At 64.0% G+C, this 16,411-nt stretch carries 13 protein-coding genes; 12 read left to right on the top strand and 1 reads right to left on the bottom strand.

The genetic code is table 11. From position 1 onward, the window contains the following. The first annotated feature begins 4 nt into the window (after positions 1–4). The 6 genes from K5607_RS17710 (at position 5) to K5607_RS17685 (ending at position 9,003) form a co-directional block, all read left to right on the top strand. Positions 5–1,480 carry a RimK family protein gene (locus tag K5607_RS17710; protein ID WP_221047796.1) on the top strand — a complete coding sequence of 492 codons (1,476 nt, stop codon included), beginning with the start codon at positions 5–7 and terminating at the stop codon, positions 1,478–1,480. Between the two features lie 21 nt (positions 1,481–1,501). Next, positions 1,502–5,698 carry a DEAD/DEAH box helicase gene (locus K5607_RS17705; protein WP_221047795.1) on the top strand — a complete coding sequence of 1,399 codons (4,197 nt, stop codon included), beginning with the start codon at positions 1,502–1,504 and terminating at the stop codon, positions 5,696–5,698. A gap of 182 nt (positions 5,699–5,880) precedes the next feature. Continuing rightward, positions 5,881–7,128, top strand: coding sequence for a SpoIIE family protein phosphatase (locus tag K5607_RS17700; RefSeq protein ID WP_221047794.1), 1,248 nt, complete (start codon positions 5,881–5,883; stop codon positions 7,126–7,128). A 35-nt stretch (positions 7,129–7,163) separates the two neighbouring features. Beyond that, the gene (locus K5607_RS17695) at positions 7,164–7,724 is read left to right on the top strand and encodes a SiaB family protein kinase (RefSeq protein ID WP_221047793.1); all 561 of its coding nucleotides are present in this window, start codon (positions 7,164–7,166) and stop codon (positions 7,722–7,724) included. Positions 7,725–7,736: 12 nt separating this feature from the next. Further along, positions 7,737–8,126 carry a DUF1987 domain-containing protein gene (locus K5607_RS17690; RefSeq protein ID WP_054773550.1) on the top strand — a complete coding sequence of 130 codons (390 nt, stop codon included), beginning with the start codon at positions 7,737–7,739 and terminating at the stop codon, positions 8,124–8,126. Positions 8,127–8,313: 187 nt separating this feature from the next. Further along, entirely contained in the window at positions 8,314–9,003 is a 690-nt protein-coding gene (locus tag K5607_RS17685; RefSeq protein ID WP_054773551.1) for an LOG family protein, read from the top strand. Positions 9,004–9,139: 136 nt separating this feature from the next. Here the strand turns inward: K5607_RS17685 and K5607_RS17680 are convergent, their stop codons facing one another. Then, positions 9,140–9,331 carry a hypothetical protein gene (locus K5607_RS17680; RefSeq protein WP_054773552.1) on the bottom strand — a complete coding sequence of 64 codons (192 nt, stop codon included), beginning with the start codon at positions 9,329–9,331 and terminating at the stop codon, positions 9,140–9,142. A gap of 228 nt (positions 9,332–9,559) precedes the next feature. On the opposite strand from K5607_RS17680, the gene K5607_RS17675 reads away from it, so the two are divergent. From K5607_RS17675 to purH, 6 genes are all read left to right on the top strand, one after another. Beyond that, the gene (locus K5607_RS17675) at positions 9,560–10,048 is read left to right on the top strand and encodes a hypothetical protein (RefSeq protein WP_221047792.1); all 489 of its coding nucleotides are present in this window, start codon (positions 9,560–9,562) and stop codon (positions 10,046–10,048) included. An 88-nt stretch (positions 10,049–10,136) separates the two neighbouring features. Beyond that, positions 10,137–10,517, top strand: a complete 381-nt coding sequence (locus K5607_RS17670) for a hypothetical protein (RefSeq protein WP_054773554.1) — start codon at positions 10,137–10,139, stop codon at positions 10,515–10,517. 220 nt (positions 10,518–10,737) lie between these two features. Then, entirely contained in the window at positions 10,738–11,541 is an 804-nt protein-coding gene (locus K5607_RS17665; RefSeq protein WP_054773555.1) for a CbbQ/NirQ/NorQ/GpvN family protein, read from the top strand. Between the two features lie 31 nt (positions 11,542–11,572). Next, on the top strand, positions 11,573–13,945 hold the full coding sequence (locus K5607_RS17660; RefSeq protein ID WP_221047791.1) for a nitric oxide reductase activation protein NorD: 2,373 nt from the start codon (positions 11,573–11,575) through the stop codon (positions 13,943–13,945). 230 nt (positions 13,946–14,175) lie between these two features. Further along, positions 14,176–14,436, top strand: coding sequence for a helix-turn-helix domain-containing protein (locus K5607_RS17655; protein ID WP_054773857.1), 261 nt, complete (start codon positions 14,176–14,178; stop codon positions 14,434–14,436). Between the two features lie 10 nt (positions 14,437–14,446). Further along, a complete protein-coding gene (gene purH / locus K5607_RS17650) occupies positions 14,447–16,018 on the top strand; it encodes a bifunctional phosphoribosylaminoimidazolecarboxamide formyltransferase/IMP cyclohydrolase (protein WP_221047790.1) in 1,572 nt (523 codons plus the stop codon). Positions 16,019–16,411 lie beyond the last annotated feature (393 nt).

Raw genomic sequence — 16,411 nt, 5'->3', positions numbered from 1 at the left:
GCCCATGCCCTCCCACATCGTCCTCGTCGAAAACCTCAAGGATTGGAGCCCCGACTATCCGGAAGTGCCGGTGGTCACCGCCCGCGACTACTTGTCCCAGCCGGATTTCCTTAAATACCGCGGCACGTCCATCATCAACCTGTGCCGGGGATACCGTTACCTGAGCGTCGGGTATTACTGCTCCCTGCTGGCCGAGCCGCGCAGGCACAAAGTCATTCCCACCGTTCGCACCATCGCCGATTTGTCGAGCCGCTCCATCTACAGCCTCAACGTGGAGGACTTGGAAGCGCAGGTGCAGAAGAGCCTGAAGAAGCGCAGCGGCAACGGCGACAGCACCACCCGCTTCGAGCAGCACATCTTCTTCGGCCGCTCCGACCTGCCGGAATTGCAGGACTTGGCGCGGCAGATTTTCGACCTGTTCCGCTGCCCCCTGCTCAAGGTGGAGTTTCGTTTCGAGCGCCGCTGGGACATCGCCACGGTCAAGCCCCTGGCGCTCAACGGCTTGACCAACGGCCACAAGGAACTGTTCAAGCAGGCCCTGAGCGAATACCTGAGCAAGCCGTGGCGTTCGCCCAAGGTGAAGAACACGCCCCGTTACGATCTGGCCATCTTGCACAACCCGCAGGAAAACACGCCGCCGTCCAACCCGCAGGCCTTGCAGAAATTCATCAAGGCCGGCAAGAAGCTGGGCGTCAACGTGGAGCTGATCGAGAAAAAGGACTACAGCCGCCTGGCGGAATACGACGCGCTGTTCATCCGCGAAACCACCGCCATCGACCACCACACCTACCGCTTCGCCCGCAAGGCGCGCATCGAGGGCATGGTGGTGATGGACGACCCGGATTCCATCGTCAAATGCGCCAACAAGGTGTATCTGGCCGAGCTGTTCGCCACCCACAACATTCCCTGCCCGAAAACCCGCATTCTGCAAAAAGGCGTCAGCGAGTCGGTGCGGGGGGAAATCGACTTTCCGGTGGTGCTGAAAATTCCCGACGGCTCGTTTTCGCGCGGCGTGTACAAAGCCAACGACGAAGCGGAATACAAGGCGCTGACGGAAAAGCTGTTCAAGGAGTCGGACTTGATCCTGGCGCAGGAGTTTCTCTACACCGAGTTCGATTGGCGCATCGGCATCCTCAACAACCAGCCGCTTTACGCCTGCCAATATTTCATGTCGCGCAAGCACTGGCAGATTTACAAGCACGACGAATCCGGTAAAGCGGAGGAAGGCGGCTTCAAGACCTGGATGGTGCGCGACGTGCCGCGCAAAGTGGTGGACACGGCGCTGTCCCTCGCGCGCCTCATCGGCGACGGGCTGTACGGCGTGGACATCAAGGAAACCCCCAAGGGCGTTTACGTCATCGAAATCAACGACAACCCCAACCTGGACGCCGGCATCGAAGACGACTGGCTGGGGGACGAACTCTACGCCACCGTCGTGCGCGAATTCCTGCGTCGCATCGAAATGCGCCGCTGGAGCTGATCCAGCCCAACCGTTCCGCTCATGGTCCTACCGAAAAATTCCGCCGGCTTGTTCGCCGCTTATACCGCTTTGGCCGGCGATGCCAAAACCCTGTTGGACTTGCTGGCCGTCGCCTACACGCCGCTGCCCCAAAGCGAGCTGGATCGCGCGCTGCGGTCCCTGAAAATCAAGCAACCGGCTAAAACCCTGGCCGTGCCCCTGGCGCAGTCCGGCCTGGTGCTGGTGGAATCGGCTTACGGCAATACCCGCTTATACAGCTGCGCCCTGCCCATCGTGGAATTGGTGGCCCGGCGCTTGGCGCAAACCGGCGACTTCGACTTGCTCGCCCAGGCGGTGGAAGCGGTGGCGCCGTTGCCCACGCCCTACTTCCAGGCGCAGAAATACGATTTTTACAGCCCCGACCAGCTCATCCGCGCGGTGCGTATCGCCCTCTACCGGCGCGACTTCGCCCTCATCGAGGACTATTACGCCACCCTGCGCAACGATCGCTTCGGCCTGGTGAAGGCCCGGGGATTGGGCGACTGGCGCGATCCGGCCGACGTCTATCGGCTGATTTGCGGCAATCCCTTCGACCGGGACTGGCTGCTGAGCCTGCCGGCGGACATCGTCGACGCGGCCTTGCCCGGGCTGGCGGCCTGCGCCGTCAACGATTGGCGACACGACGCGGCGCTGTTCCAGCTGCTGCAAGAGGGCTGCGCCGGCGAACTGGGACGGGAAGTGCCGCGCCGCTGGCACTTTTTCCTGGGGATATGGCGGTTGCTGCGGGGCGAATTCGAGGATTGCGCCGCGCCCATGGCGCAATCCCGCGAGCTGGGCTTGCCGGCCTGGTTGGCGCTGCTGCGGGAAGGCAGCGACAGCGGCATCGCCCGGTTCGACGCCAGCCTGGCGGAACTGAGGAAACTCACCGGCAAGCGCAAGGCGTTTTTCCCGGCCACGCTGGGCGCCATGCATCTGTTGGCCTTGTGGTTGCGCAACCGGGGCGGCGACGCCCGCGACGCGGAAAGCCTCCTGGCGCTGTGGCTGAAGCTGAGCGGCGGCGTGCCCGTCGGTCCCTGCTTGGCCAGCGTGCCGGGCCTGATCAACAGCCACGCGCCGGCCGCCGTGGCCTTCGCCGGCGATCTCGACCGCTTGGCCGGCCTTTGGCGCGGCGCTTCCATGGATTTCGTGCTGGTCTATTTGTTGGCGACTTGGTTGCAGCGCGAAGCCGCTCAGCGGCATCTCGACACCGCCCTGCAATGTTTGGCGTTGGCCGATGCGGCCGGTTTCGCCTGGCCGGCGGCGGAGCTGGCGGCGTTGATCGCCTTGGCCGACCCGGCGCAAACCGGCTGCAAGGAGCGGGCGGACGCTTTCGAGCAAGCCCGCGGCATGACCCTGCTGGCGCGCCGCTTCCATTACGAGGAGCCCTGGGAGCGCGCTTTGCGCTCCCTGGCCAATCTGGGCGCGGCCAAGGCGGAGTCCGACGAGCTGGTCGCGCCCGCAGTGGAAACCCGGCTGGGGTGGCTGGTGAGCAGACCGGCCGGCCCTGGCGGAGCGCCGTCCTATGGGCTGGAGCTGCGCGAGCAAAAGCGCGGTCCCAAGGGCTGGGCCAAGGGCAAGGCGGTTACGTTCAAAAAGCTGGCCGAAATGGCGGCGGCCGGCGAAAGCTGGTTGATCGAGCAGGATCGCCAAGTGGCGCGCCACGTCAAGCAGGATCGCCACGGCAACGGTTACGTCATGTCCGAGCGCGGCTGGCTGGCCCTGGCCGGCCATCCCCATTTGCAGTGGGCCGACACCGGCCAAACCATGGAGCTGGCCCTGGGCCGGCCGGAACTGCTGGTGCAGAAACTCAAGGACGAGCAAGTGCGCATTACCCTTGAGCCGCCTTTCGCCGACGACCGGAACATCGTGTTGTGGCCGGAAACCCCCAACCGTCTCAAGGTGGCGGAAATTCTCGGCGAACATCGCCGCATCCGCATGGCCTTGGGCGAGGACGGCATCGTCGTGCCCTTGTCCGCCCGCGAGCGGGTGCTGGAAGCCCTGGGGGCCGTGTCCTCCGTGGTCACCGTGCAATCGGATATCGGCGGCGCGGTGGCGGACGGCGAAACCGTCGCCGCCGATCCCCAGCCGCGGGTGCACCTGCTGCCGGAAGGGAGCGGCCTGCGAGTGGAAATCCTGGTGCGCCCATTCGGCGAAAGCGGGCCGTATTACCCTCCCGCCGTCGGCGGCCGCTCGGTGGTCGTCGAAACGGACGTCAAACGCCTGCATACCGACCGTGACCTGAAGGGCGAAAGCCAGCTGGCTCAGGCACTGGTGGACGCTTGCCCCATCCTGCTGCACGCGACCGGCTACCAGGACTACGCCTGGCATGTGGAAGAGCCGGAAGCCTGTTTGGAGCTGTTGCTGCAATTGCAGTCCCTTGCCCCGCCCGCCCGCATCGAATGGCCCCAGGGGGAAAGCTTCCGCCTGGCCGGCCAAGCGGGGTTGAAGCAGCTCAGCGTCAATGTGCGCCAGTCCCGCGATTGGTTCGTCCTGAACGGCGAGTTGCGCCTGGACGACGGTCAAATACTCGACATGCAGCGCCTGCTGGAGCTGGTGGGACAAAGCCAGGGCCGCTTCATCCAACTGGACGACGGCCGATTCCTGGCCCTGACCGACGCTTTCCGCAAGCGGCTGGCGGAGCTGGATAGCCTGGCGGAGGGCCACGGCAAGGAACGGCGCCTCCACGCCCTGGCCGCGCCGCTGTTGGAGGACTGGGCGGAAGAGGCCGGGGAGTTCGTTTACGACGACGCCTGGCGCGACCGCATCGCCCGCCTGCGCGACGCGGAAGCGCTGCAGCCGATATTGCCGAGTAATCTGCAAGCCGAATTGCGCGACTACCAGGTCGAAGGCTACAACTGGCTGGCGCGCTTGGCGCACTGGGGCGTGGGCGCCTGCCTGGCGGACGACATGGGCTTGGGCAAGACCCTGCAAGCGCTGGCCCTGATTTTGAGCCGCGCTCCCGGCGGCCCCAGCCTGGTGGTCGCGCCAACCTCGGTCTGTCTCAACTGGCACAGCGAAGCCGTCCGTTTCGCGCCGTCGCTCAACGCGCAGGTGCTGGGTGCCGGTGATCGGCAGAAAGTGGTGGAGGGGTTGGGTCCCATGGACCTGCTGGTGTGCAGCTATTCCCTGCTGCAACAAAGCAGTGTGGCGGAGTTGCTGGGCGCGATCACCTGGCGCACCATCGTGCTGGACGAGGCCCAGGCCATCAAGAACATGGCCACCAAGCGCTCCCAGACCGCCATGAGTTTGCAGGGAGAGTTCAAGCTCATCACCACCGGCACGCCGGTGGAAAACCACTTGGGCGAGCTGTGGAACCTGTTCCGCTTCATCAATCCCGGCCTGCTCGGTTCCCTGGAAAGTTTCAACCGCCGCTTCGCCGCCCCCATCGAGCGGGGCGACAAGGAGGCCCGCCACCGCCTCAAGCGCCTGGTGCAGGCCTTCGTGCTGCGGCGGCTCAAGTCCGACGTGCTGGACGAGCTGCCTTCCCGCACCGAGATCACCCTGACGGTGGAGTTGAGCGAGCAGGAGCGGGCTTTCTACGAAGTTCTGCGCCGCAAGGCCGTGTCCGATTTGGCCAACAGCGGCGCCGGCCAGGGCGAAAAGCACCTGCAAGTGCTGGCGGCCATCATGAAACTGCGCCGCGCCTGCTGCCACAGCTCCTTGGCGCAGCCGGGCATGGCCTTGCCCAGCAGCAAGCTGGCCCTGTTCGGCGAGACCCTGGACGAGCTGTTGGACAACCGCCACAAGGCCTTGGTGTTCAGCCAGTTCGTCGATCACCTGGGCCTGTTGCGCGATTACCTGGAAGAAAAAGGCATCGCCTACCAATACCTGGACGGCCAGACGCCGGCGGCCGAACGGAAGAAACGGGTGGACGCCTTCCAGGCCGGCCAGGGCGACGTGTTCCTCATCAGCCTCAAGGCCGGCGGCGTCGGCCTCAATCTCACCGCCGCCGACTACGTCATCCACATGGACCCCTGGTGGAACCCGGCGGTGGAAGACCAAGCCTCCGACCGCGCCCACCGCATGGGCCAGCTGCGTCCCGTCACCATCTACCGGCTGGTGGCCAAGGACACCATCGAGGAAAAAATCGTCGCCCTGCACCGCCACAAGCGCGATTTGGCCGACAGCGTGCTGGCCGGCGGCGAGGCCGGCGGAAAGATCGGCACCGAAGAGCTGTTGCAGCTGATCCGCGAAGATTGACGGCGTGCCGCGTCAGCGGCCGGGCCGATTCCCGCCCTCCTGTCTCCCGGCGACGGCGCTTGCGCCGCCGCTTACATAAAACTGTCATCAAACATCGTTATGTTACCGCTCCGTAGTGGCTGGGAGCGGCCGCATAAAATCCGCCGCTCCACCCGATAACCCCTGTATAGCGGTGGAAAAACATGACCTCCCATAGCGCTGTCGAGATTTCTCCCAAACCAAGCGCCCACGCCCGGCCGGGGTTCGCTAAGGATTTGCTTATCAATGCGCCGGTGGCGAATCCGGATCAGACCACCGAAGAGGTGCTGCAAATTTTCACCGACCACGCCGGCGTGGCGGCGCTGCCGGTGGTGGAAGGGCGGCTGCCCATAGGCCTGATCAACCGCAACATGTTCATGGACAATCTGGCGAAGCCCTTCCGCCGGGAAATTTTTGCGCGCAAAAGCTGCATCGCCTTCATGGACAAGTCGCCCCTCTTGGTGGATCAGCACACGACGCTGCAAGACCTGAGCTTCATGGCGGTGCAAGCCGGCAGCAAGGCGCTGAACGACGGCTTCATCGTGACCGACGGCGACGACTACCTGGGCATCGGCACCGGCTTCGACCTGATGCGGGCGTTGTCCAGCCTGCAGGCCCATAAGAACCGGCTGGTGATGGAAAGCATCGACTACGCCAGCTTGATACAAAAATCCTATTTACGTCCCTTCAAGCAGCAAATGAAAGCCGCTTTGGGCGACCACTTCATCCACTGGGCGCCTCGCGACGTGGTGGGCGGCGACTTCTACCACTTCGCCCAACACGCCGACGGCTTTTTCGCCGCCGTCATCGACTGCACCGGCCACGGCGTGCCCGGCGCTTTCATGACCATGATCATGGCCTCCACCTTGGACCATTTGCTGGACCAGGACAGCTGCCGCGATCCGGCCGGCCTGCTGGGCCGGATGAACGTGACGGTGAAGGAAACCCTGGGACAGTTCGGCGGCGCGGCCCGCGAGGACAACGAACTGCAAACCGACGACGGCATGGACGCCGCCTTCCTGTGGTGCGAACCCCAGCGGCGCCGGCTGGTATATGCCGGCGCCCGCACGCCGTTGTACATCAGCGCGGCGGGGGAGGAAGAAGTGTTGCAGCTGGACGGCGACCGCAAAGGGGTGGGATACCGCGACACGCCCCCCGACTACGGCTGGACCAACCAGGAGATGCGCTTGGCGGAGGATTGCTGCGTTTACGCTACCTCGGACGGCATCGTCGACCAGATCGGCGGCGAGCGGCGCATCGCCTTCGGCAAAAAGCGCTTGAAACAACTGATTCAAACGCACCGGGGGCAACCCATGGCGCGACAGGAAGCGGCCATCATCCAGGCTTTTCACCAATACCAGGGCCAGGAAGAGCGGCGCGACGACGTTACCTTGCTGGGGTTTCGCGTTTAACCGCCGATCCGGCTCGGCCAATATAGGCATGACTCATGGAAATCAACGCATTAAATACGTTCAATCAAGCGGCGCAAAACGCCGGCGTGCTGTTTTATTACACGGGCGGCTTTTCGCAAAGCATCGTCACCGCCATGTCGGATATGTTGAAACATAAACTGCAAGCCAACGGCGTTACCGGTTCCACGGCGAGAAAGATTTTTTCCGCTTTCGTGGAAATGGCGCAAAACGTGGTCCATTACTCGGAAGATCGGGTAACCGATGCCGACGCGGTGGATCGCGAAGTGCGTTACGGCACCATGGCGGTCGGTGTCGGCCAGGCCGGCTATTTCGTGTTGTGCGGCAATTCCGTCGCCCGCGCCAGGGTGCCGGTGCTGCGGGAACGCCTGGACCCCATTTGCCAAATGACCACCCAGGAAATCAAGGAGGCATACAGGCAGCAGCTGAGAGGCGCGACCGATGCGGACAGCAAAGGCGCCGGACTGGGTTTTTTGACCGTGGCGCGCGAGGCCACCAGCCCCATCGAATATTCCTTTGTCGATGCCGGGGAAACGGCGGGCGACCACGTATCTTTCTATCTGAAGGCCAATATCTGAAGGAGAATAGCCATGACCGATTTACATATTCCCGCCACCGAGTGTTCGCCGGAAGTGGATTTTCGTTTTTCGCAAAACTCCCTCGTGCTTCGCGGCGAATCCTTTCCGGAAAATGCGGCGCAATTCTACGAACCGATTCTGACCCGCCTGGAATCGTTTTTGGGCGCCGCCAACGGCCTGATGATCGACGTGGTGGTGGAGTTGAAATACTTCAACAGCGCCAGCACCAAAATGCTGTTCAATCTGTTCGCCCTGTTGAACGGCGCCAGCGATGCCGACAACGTGGTGCACGCGCGCTGGCTGCACGACCCGGAAGACGACATGATTCTGGAGTTCGGTGAAGAATTGCAGGAAGAATTCGATCAGGTCAAATTCACCATGGCGGCGCTCGAACCGGCTTGAGTCGGCGGCGACTTTAATTCCGCCGTTCGGCGGCAGGAGGGAGCCGCGCGTTGTTCGCTCGGTTGGTTCGGCCGCGTCGCCTTGCGGCAATCCGTGGGGCCTGCGGCCCGCCATGGCATAATGCCGCCACGGTGCCGGGGGCGAAGGGCCGCTGCGCCGGATTTTCCTCCAACCAACCGGGGTGGCAATGATCGAAGATCTCAAGGGCAACGAATCCTGGCGCATGTTCAGGATCCTTAGCGAATTCACCGAAGGATTCGACAAACTGTCCGATGTCCGCTGGGGCGTTTCCATTTTCGGTTCCGCCCGCATCAAGCCCGACCATCCTTACTACCTCGCCGCCCAGAAAGTGGCGGAACTGCTGGCCGACGACGGCTATACGGTCATCAGCGGCGGCGGTCCCGGCATCATGGAAGCCGCCAACAAAGGCGCTTTCCAGCAGCACGGCGGCTCGGTGGGCCTGAACATCGAGTTGCCCCACGAGCAGCACCCCAATCCCTATCAGTCCATCGGCCTGACGTTTCGCTATTTCTTCGCCCGCAAGGTGATGTTCGTGAAGTATTCCATGGGCTACGTATGCATGCCCGGCGGCTTCGGCACCCTGGACGAATTCTTCGAAGCGCTCACCTTGATGCAAACCCACAAAATTTACCCCCTGCCCCTCATCCTGTTCGGCTCCCAGTTTTGGGGCGGGCTACTCGACTGGGTAAAAGGCACGCTGCTGACGGAAGGCCTGATCTCCGAAGACGAGCTGGAGGTGATCTCCGTCACGGATAGTCCCCGGGAGGTGCTGGAGATCATGAATCGGCACCGCGACTGGAAGATGCAGAAGATCGCCGAGGCCCAGGCGCGGCGGAATAGGGGCGAGCAGCGGTGACGGTCGGGCTGGGCCGCTGTGCGCCCAGCGGGCTACGGCGGAAAGGCCGTGATTAGGCCATAAGCGCCGGGGGATGCCGCGAGTCTCCCCCGTGCTTGACGGGCGGTCCCGCCCTTCGGCCTCTCGGGCTATCGCCTCACGCCCAGATATCGATGGGAGCGCTCGGGGTGTCGCTGCTGCTGCTGCTTCTGACTTCGCTGCCGGGAAGGTTGGGGTGTTCGACGACTTGCTGGATGGCCGCCGCCTGCCGATGAACCCGGTTTTGGACTTGCTGCGCCGCTTGCAGCAAGGCGGCCGCGCCGGAGGACGAAACATGGCTGGTACTCATATGTATCGGTTCCTTGGTTCGGTGAACGGGGCGTGGAATGTTTGAGGCGCAACGGCTCAAGCCTCGGTTATCCGTCTGTCGATGGGAGACAAGCATACGACAGGATCCCTGCCGGTGTCTCCATTTCCGCTCGGGAGGATTCTCCCGCGCCGCCGCCAAGCGCTCGGCGCGGGCGTATTGCATCATAATACCCCGGCCCGTCCGCGAAAAAGCCACAAGGAGCGTTCCATGTTCGACAACCCGATCAATAGCAAAATCGCCGAATTTTTGACCGGCATCGGTATCGGGGTCGTCCCGGGGGAAATTGCCGAGCAAACCGTGCTCCCCGGTATCTTGGTGGATCACGGCACGCTGCGGATCGACGAGGCGAAGCTGGTTTCGCCGGGGGATATCCTGCACGAGGCGGGGCATTTGGCGGTGGCGCCGGCGGAAAAGCGCGGCCGGCTGTACAACGACGTCAGCAAGAACGCCGGCGACGAGCTGGCCGCCATCGCCTGGTCCTGGGCGGCGACTTTGCATCTCGGCCTCGATCCGGCCCTGTTGTTCCACCCCCACGGCTACAAGGGCGCCGCCGCGTCGTTGCTGGAAAATTTCTCCGAAGGCCGCTATTTCGGGGTGCCGCTGTTGCAGTGGATGGGATTGACCTGGGAGACGGAGCGGGCCCAACAGCACGGCGTTCCCCCTTTCCCGCACATGGTGCAATGGCTGCGGGATTGACGCCGTCGGCCACGTTGACGTCCAAGCGGCGCCGGGCTAAAAAGCGCCGGTATCCCGTCTAATGCCCCGGCGGCAATCGAGGTTCCCGATGAATAAGATGAAAGACGGCGATGGCATAACGTGGCTCGACGATGTCGAGGAGCATGACTATCCCGCCGCAAAATCCTATTTGCTGCTTCTCTTCGGGGAAGCGGAGACCGCAAAACTGGTCTCCCGGCTCAAAGCCGCGGAAATCGTTCAATTCAAGGCGAAAGACATATTCCGGGCGTCGCAGCTGTCGCTACTGGGGGTCAGCAACTCCCACGTGGAGAAAGACAGGAAGAAGATCAAGAACGGAACGCCGCTTTCGCCGTTGCTGCTGGTCAGGGACGAGAAGAACGGCAAAGTCGTCATCGCCGACGGCTACCATCGCCTGTGCGCCATTTACGGCTTCGACGAGGACGCTTGGATCCGCTGCAAGATCGTTTAGACCAGTGGCAGGGATGCGCCGATCCTTTTCGCCCCTCGCTGCTCGCGGCGACGAAATCCATGGCGCCTTTGCAAACGATCGTAAGGCCCGACTTTTAGTCGGCTGGTTTTCCCACTAAACTACTCGGCCATTGCCAACCCATTGATCCCACCCTACCTAGCGGGATCGATCTCCCTTGGGGCGGTTGCTTAGGCAACCGCCCATTTTTTGGAGCCGGATCGTGATCGACATTGAGCAATACCGCATTTCCCAGGCGCCTTATTACCGGGCCCAGGGCGAAGAAATCGCCCTGTACGAAGCCGCCTACGCCGCCCGCTTGCCCGTCATGCTCAAAGGCCCCACCGGCTGCGGCAAGTCCCGCTTCGTCGAATACATGGCCTGGAAGCTGGGCAAGCCGCTCATCACCGTGGCCTGCAACGAGGACATGACGGCTTCCGACCTGGTCGGCCGTTACCTGTTGGACAAGGACGGCACCCGCTGGCAGGACGGCCCGCTGACCCTGGCGGCGCGCATCGGCGCCATTTGCTATCTCGACGAAGTCGTCGAGGCGCGCAAGGACACCACCGTGGTGATCCACCCCCTCACCGACTACCGCCGCACCCTGCCCCTGGACAAGAAGGGCGAGCTGATCGAAGCCCACGCCGATTTCCAGCTGGTGATCTCCTTCAATCCCGGCTACCAGACCTTGATGAAGGACTTGAAACAGTCCACCAAGCAGCGCTTCGCCGCGCTGGAATTCGACTATGCCGACGCCGAGACGGAACAGGCCATCGTGACCAAGGAAACGGGTATCGATAGCGACACCGCCGCCAAGCTGGTGCAGATCGCCCACCGCGCTCGCAAGCTCAAGGGCCACGGCCTGGAGGAAGGCATCTCCACCCGTTTGCTGGTGTACGCCGGCCAGCTGATCGGCCAGAACATCGCCCCCCGCGCCGCCTGCCGCATGGCCCTGTCGCGCCCCATCACCGACGACGCCGACATCCGCGACACGCTGGAGCACGCCATCGACAGCTATTTCGACTGACGCCGCCGTTCCGGCCAGCCAGGGCGTGACCATGCTCGAAACCCGCCTCATCCAGGAATACCGCCAAAAGCTGCGCTGCAACGCGCCGCGGGTGGAGGAAATTTTTCCCGGCTGCCTGGAAGAAGCGCTCGGCGTCATGTCGCCGGCCGGGGTGGACGCCTGGCTGGAAGGCGCTTCGCTCATCGCCGGGCTGGGCCGCGGCCAGGAGCTGCCGCTGATTTTCCTGCAGGAAATGCCCCAGGTGGCGGCCCTGGCCGGCGAGGCGGTGATCGCCCCGGTGGCGGAGCTGGCCCGGCATTTGTCGCGGGCCGGCGCGCCCAAGGCCATCGCCCCCTTGCTGGCGCGGCTGCCGGCCTGCGCCCGGCGGCTGGTGGAGCCGGCCCTGCTGGGCGATTACCTGGGCCTGGTGGAACGGCTGGCCGGCCAGGCGCCGGCGGTGTTGCCGCTGCTGCTGGAACGCAGCGATTATTTGCTGGGCCAGCTGTCCCTGGGCGGCTTGCGCAACTGGGTCGATTACGGCCTGCGCGCCTACCGCGACCAGCCGCACCGCATCGGCGACTACTTCACCCTGCAATCGGCCGACAGCCGCGCGGCGTTGCAGCGGGAACGCCACGGCACGCTCTTCGCCGACCACGAACGGCGGCTGCGCCTGTACCTGCGGGCGTTCTGGGACAGCGACGCGGAGCTGCATCCCTATTCCCTGGCCTTCGACATCGAGCGCCGCCCCCGCCCTCATCTGGATAAACGCGGCATCCACCTGCCGGACGTTTACGACGACGTTTTTAGCACCCTTATCCCTAACTCTGCCCAGGAGCCTAGGAACGGAGACAACCCCTTCTCCCCTCGGGAGAAGGCCGGGATGAGGGAATTAGAAAGCCGTGGCCCTTTGCCCCCCCTCACCCCAACCCTCTCCCGAGGGAAGAGGGAGCCACTCATACGCGGCATCGACCGCTACCGCGCCCTGCTGGCCCACTTGTCGGCCCATCGGCTGTGGAGCCGGCCTTTCATCGCCGACAACTACAACCGCTACCAGCAGATTTTCATCGAGGTGTTCGAGGACGCCCGCGTCGAGCACCTGGCCATGGCGCGCTATCCGGGCCTGCGGCGGCTGTGGCAGGCGCTGCATCCGATACCGAAGGAAGGCGCCTGCCCGGCCGACCATTCGCCCATCCGCCACCTGGCGGCCATGCTGTCGCGGGCGCTGCTGGACCCCGGCCATCCTTACACCGATCCGGTATTGTTGGAATTCGTGCAGCGTTTCCATCAGCGTATGGCCGCCGCTCCCCACGACACCGCCATCGCCACGGACTTGGGCGTGGAGTACCTGGTGCGGACGCACAATGAGACGTTCCGGTATCCCAAGGTATATTTCACCGACACCGAGGCGAGCTACCGGGACGACAACCGCTACTTGTGGATATTCCTGGAGGATACCGAGGAGGAGGACGATTTCCACTCCGACCACGCCGCCGCCAATCCCAAGGCCGAAGAAGATCGCCAGCCCGCCGGCCTGGCGCGGCATCACCCGGAGTGGGACCGGGAAGCGCAGTATTACCGGCCGGACTGGGTGACGGTGTATGAGTCCCTGCAAACCGCCGGCGAGGCGGGGGCCATCGACCGGCTGTTGGACAAGCACAGTCCGTTGCTGAAGCGGCTGAAGCGCGTGGTGGACCTGATCAAGCCGCAGCAGCACGCGCGGGTGCGTTATCAGGAGGAAGGCTCCGAGCTGGATTTGGACGTGGCCATCCGCGCCGTCATCGACTACAAATCCGGCGGCACGCCGGACCCCCGCATCCATTACAGCCATAAACACGACGGCCGCGATTTCGCCGTGATGCTGCTGTTGGACCTGTCCCAGTCCGTCAACGAGACGCCGGCCGGCTGCCGGTCCTCCATCCTGCAACTGAGCCAGGAAGCCGTGTCCCTGCTGGCGGAAGCGGTGAGCGCCATGGGCGATCCCCTGGCCATCGCCGGCTTCGCTTCCAACACCCGCCACGAGGTGCGCTATTTCCACTTCAAGGGGTTCGGCGAACCCTGGGACGACACCGTGAAAGCCCGCCTGGCCGGCATGCAGGGCGCGTTGTCCACCCGCATGGGCGCGGCCCTGCGCCATGCCGGCCACTACCTGGCGGCGCGTTCCGCCGGCAAAAAGCTGCTGTTGCTGCTCAGCGACGGCGAACCGGCCGACATCGACGTGGAAGACCCCGCCTACCTGTGCGCCGACGCCCGCAAAGCGGTGGAGGAACTGTCCATGCGGGGCATCGCCAGTTATTGCATCACCCTGGATCCCCTGGCCGACCAGTATGTGGCTGACATTTTCGGCCGCAACAACTACACGGTGGTCGATCGCATCCAACGGTTGCCCGAGCGGTTGCCGCAGTTGTTTTTGTCCCTCACCCAGTGAAACCGGCGCGCCGTCGCGCCGGACGGCTTGGCTTGGCCGGCCGAGCGGTTTGTTCCGTTCCGGCGATTCCACTACAATAACCGCATTCCCGCACCATTGCGCCGCTGGCCCTCTCGAGGGCGAGGGGCTGGAAAAGCCGTCCCTGCGATTTGGGGGTGCATCTACGCCTCGCCACGAGCGGCGGGCAAAGCCCGCGAGTTAAGACAAAAAAACCAACGGATAACGAGCTTATGGCTTCCGACCCCACGCAAGCGCCGGATGGCGCTCTGCTGTTGAGCGAACAGGTGAAGCGCGCCCTGCAAGGTTATTTCGCGCAATTGGACGGCTATCCAGTCAGCGACCTCCATGCCATGGTGTTGCGCGAAGTGGAAAGGCCGTTGCTTCAGACCGTGCTGGAGCAGTCCGGTTATAACCAAACCAAGGCCGCGCAAATGCTCGGCCTGAGCCGCAGCACCCTGCGCAAGAAAATGGCCCAACTCGGTCTGGAATAAGGAATCCCCCATGTCCCACAGCGCCCCCATCACCATCCAACGCGCCCTGGTCAGCGTTTCCGATAAAGCCGGCGTGGCCGATTTCTGCCGCGAGCTGCACCGCCTGGGCGTGGAAATCCTTTCCACCGGCGGCACCGCCAAGCTCCTGGCGGCGGAAGGCATCCCGGCGCGGGAAGTGTCCGACTACACCGGCTTCCCGGAAATGATGGACGGCCGCCTCAAGACCCTGCACCCGAAAATCCACGGAGGCATCCTCGGCCGGCGCGGCCAGGACGAGTCCGCCATGGCGGCCCACGGCATCGCCCCCATCGATCTGGTGGTGGTGAACCTCTATCCCTTCGAGGCCACCGTCGCCAAGCCGGACTGCACGCTGGAAGACGCCATCGAGAACATCGACATCGGCGGCCCCACCATGGTGCGTGCCGCGGCCAAGAACCACGCTTCCGTCGCCATCGCGGTAGATCCGGCCGACTATCCGGCCCTGTTGGCGGAAATGGCCGCCAATAAGGGCGCCTTGGGCGCCGACACCCGCTTCCGCCTGGCGGTGAAAGCGTTCGAGCACACCGGCCGTTACGACACCACCATCGCCGCCTACTTGGGCAAGGCGCCGACGCAAAGCTTCCCGCAGCGCCTCGATCTGTCGTTCCGCCTGGCCCAATCCATGCGCTATGGCGAAAACCCCCACCAGGGCGCCGCTTTTTACACGGAAGACAGCCCGCCCGCCGGCAGCATCGCCAGCGCCCGCCAACTGCAGGGCAAGGAACTGTCCTACAACAACATCGCCGACGCCGACGCGGCGCTGGAATGCGTCAAGGCTTTTCCGGAAAGCCCGGCCTGCGTCATCGTCAAGCACGCCAACCCCTGTGGCATCGGCTTGGAAGGGAGCTTGCTGGCCGCTTACGACAAGGCTTACGCCACCGACCCGACCTCGGCCTTCGGCGGCATCATCGCCTTCAACCGCCCGTTGGACGCCGCCACGGCGCAGGCCATCGTCGGCCGCCAGTTCGTGGAAGTCATCATTGCCCCGTCGGTGGATAAGGACGCCCAGGCGGTGCTGGCCGCCAAGCAGAACGTGCGGGTGCTGGAATGCGGACTGTGGCCGGACGTGCCCGCCGCCGCCTGGGACTTCAAGCGCGTCAACGGCGGCCTGCTGGTGCAGGACCGCGACGACTCTTACGTCAAGCGCGAGGACATCCGCGTGGTGAGCCGCCGCCAGCCCACGGCGCAAGAGCTGGAAGACCTTTGGTTCGCCTGGCGCGCCGCCAAGTTCGTCAAATCCAACGCCATCGTCTACGCCAAGAACCTGCAAACCGTCGGCATCGGTGCCGGCCAGATGAGCCGCGTCTATTCCGCCAAAATCGCCGCCCTCAAGGCCAGCGACGAAGGCTTGGAAGTGAAAGGCTCGGTGATGGCTTCCGACGCCTTCCTGCCGTTCCGCGACGGCCTGGACTCCGCCGCCGCCGTGGGCATCACCGCCGTCATCCAGCCGGGCGGCTCGGTGCGCGACGAAGAAGTGATCGCCGCTGCCGACGAGCACGGCATCGCCATGGTGTTCACCGGCATGCGGCATTTCCGCCACTGAGTGGATGAAACGGATCGCCGGCCGGCGATCCGCCTTCGTTGCCAGTCGTTGCGAAACGCCCTATACTTCAGCCCCTTAGGGAATTCACGTGCCAATGGGATGGCGCCACCGTAGCGGATTCCTCGCGTCACGCGGCAGTGCTGCGTACGTTTGTCCCCTTTCCGGCGCAGCACTCCCGCCGCGCTGATGTCGGTATGCCCCTTTCTGTGTTCCGGTTAGCGTCGCGTTAGACGTTTCGCGCGCGCCAGCCGACTCAGGCAATCGCCTATTTTTCCTCTGTTCCGCTTGCCGGTGTCGGCCAATTGTTCGGCCAACCCGCGCATCTCGCAAATATCCTCTACGCTGGCGTTAGTTTTAGGGACGCGCGCGGCCGTATCGGCGTTTCCTTGATTC

The sequence above is a fragment of the Methylogaea oryzae genome, assembly GCF_019669985.1.
Taxonomy (GTDB): domain Bacteria; phylum Pseudomonadota; class Gammaproteobacteria; order Methylococcales; family Methylococcaceae; genus Methylogaea; species Methylogaea oryzae.
The sequence above is the reverse complement of the archived record's forward strand: the minus strand, read 5'-3'. Positions and strand labels throughout refer to the sequence as shown.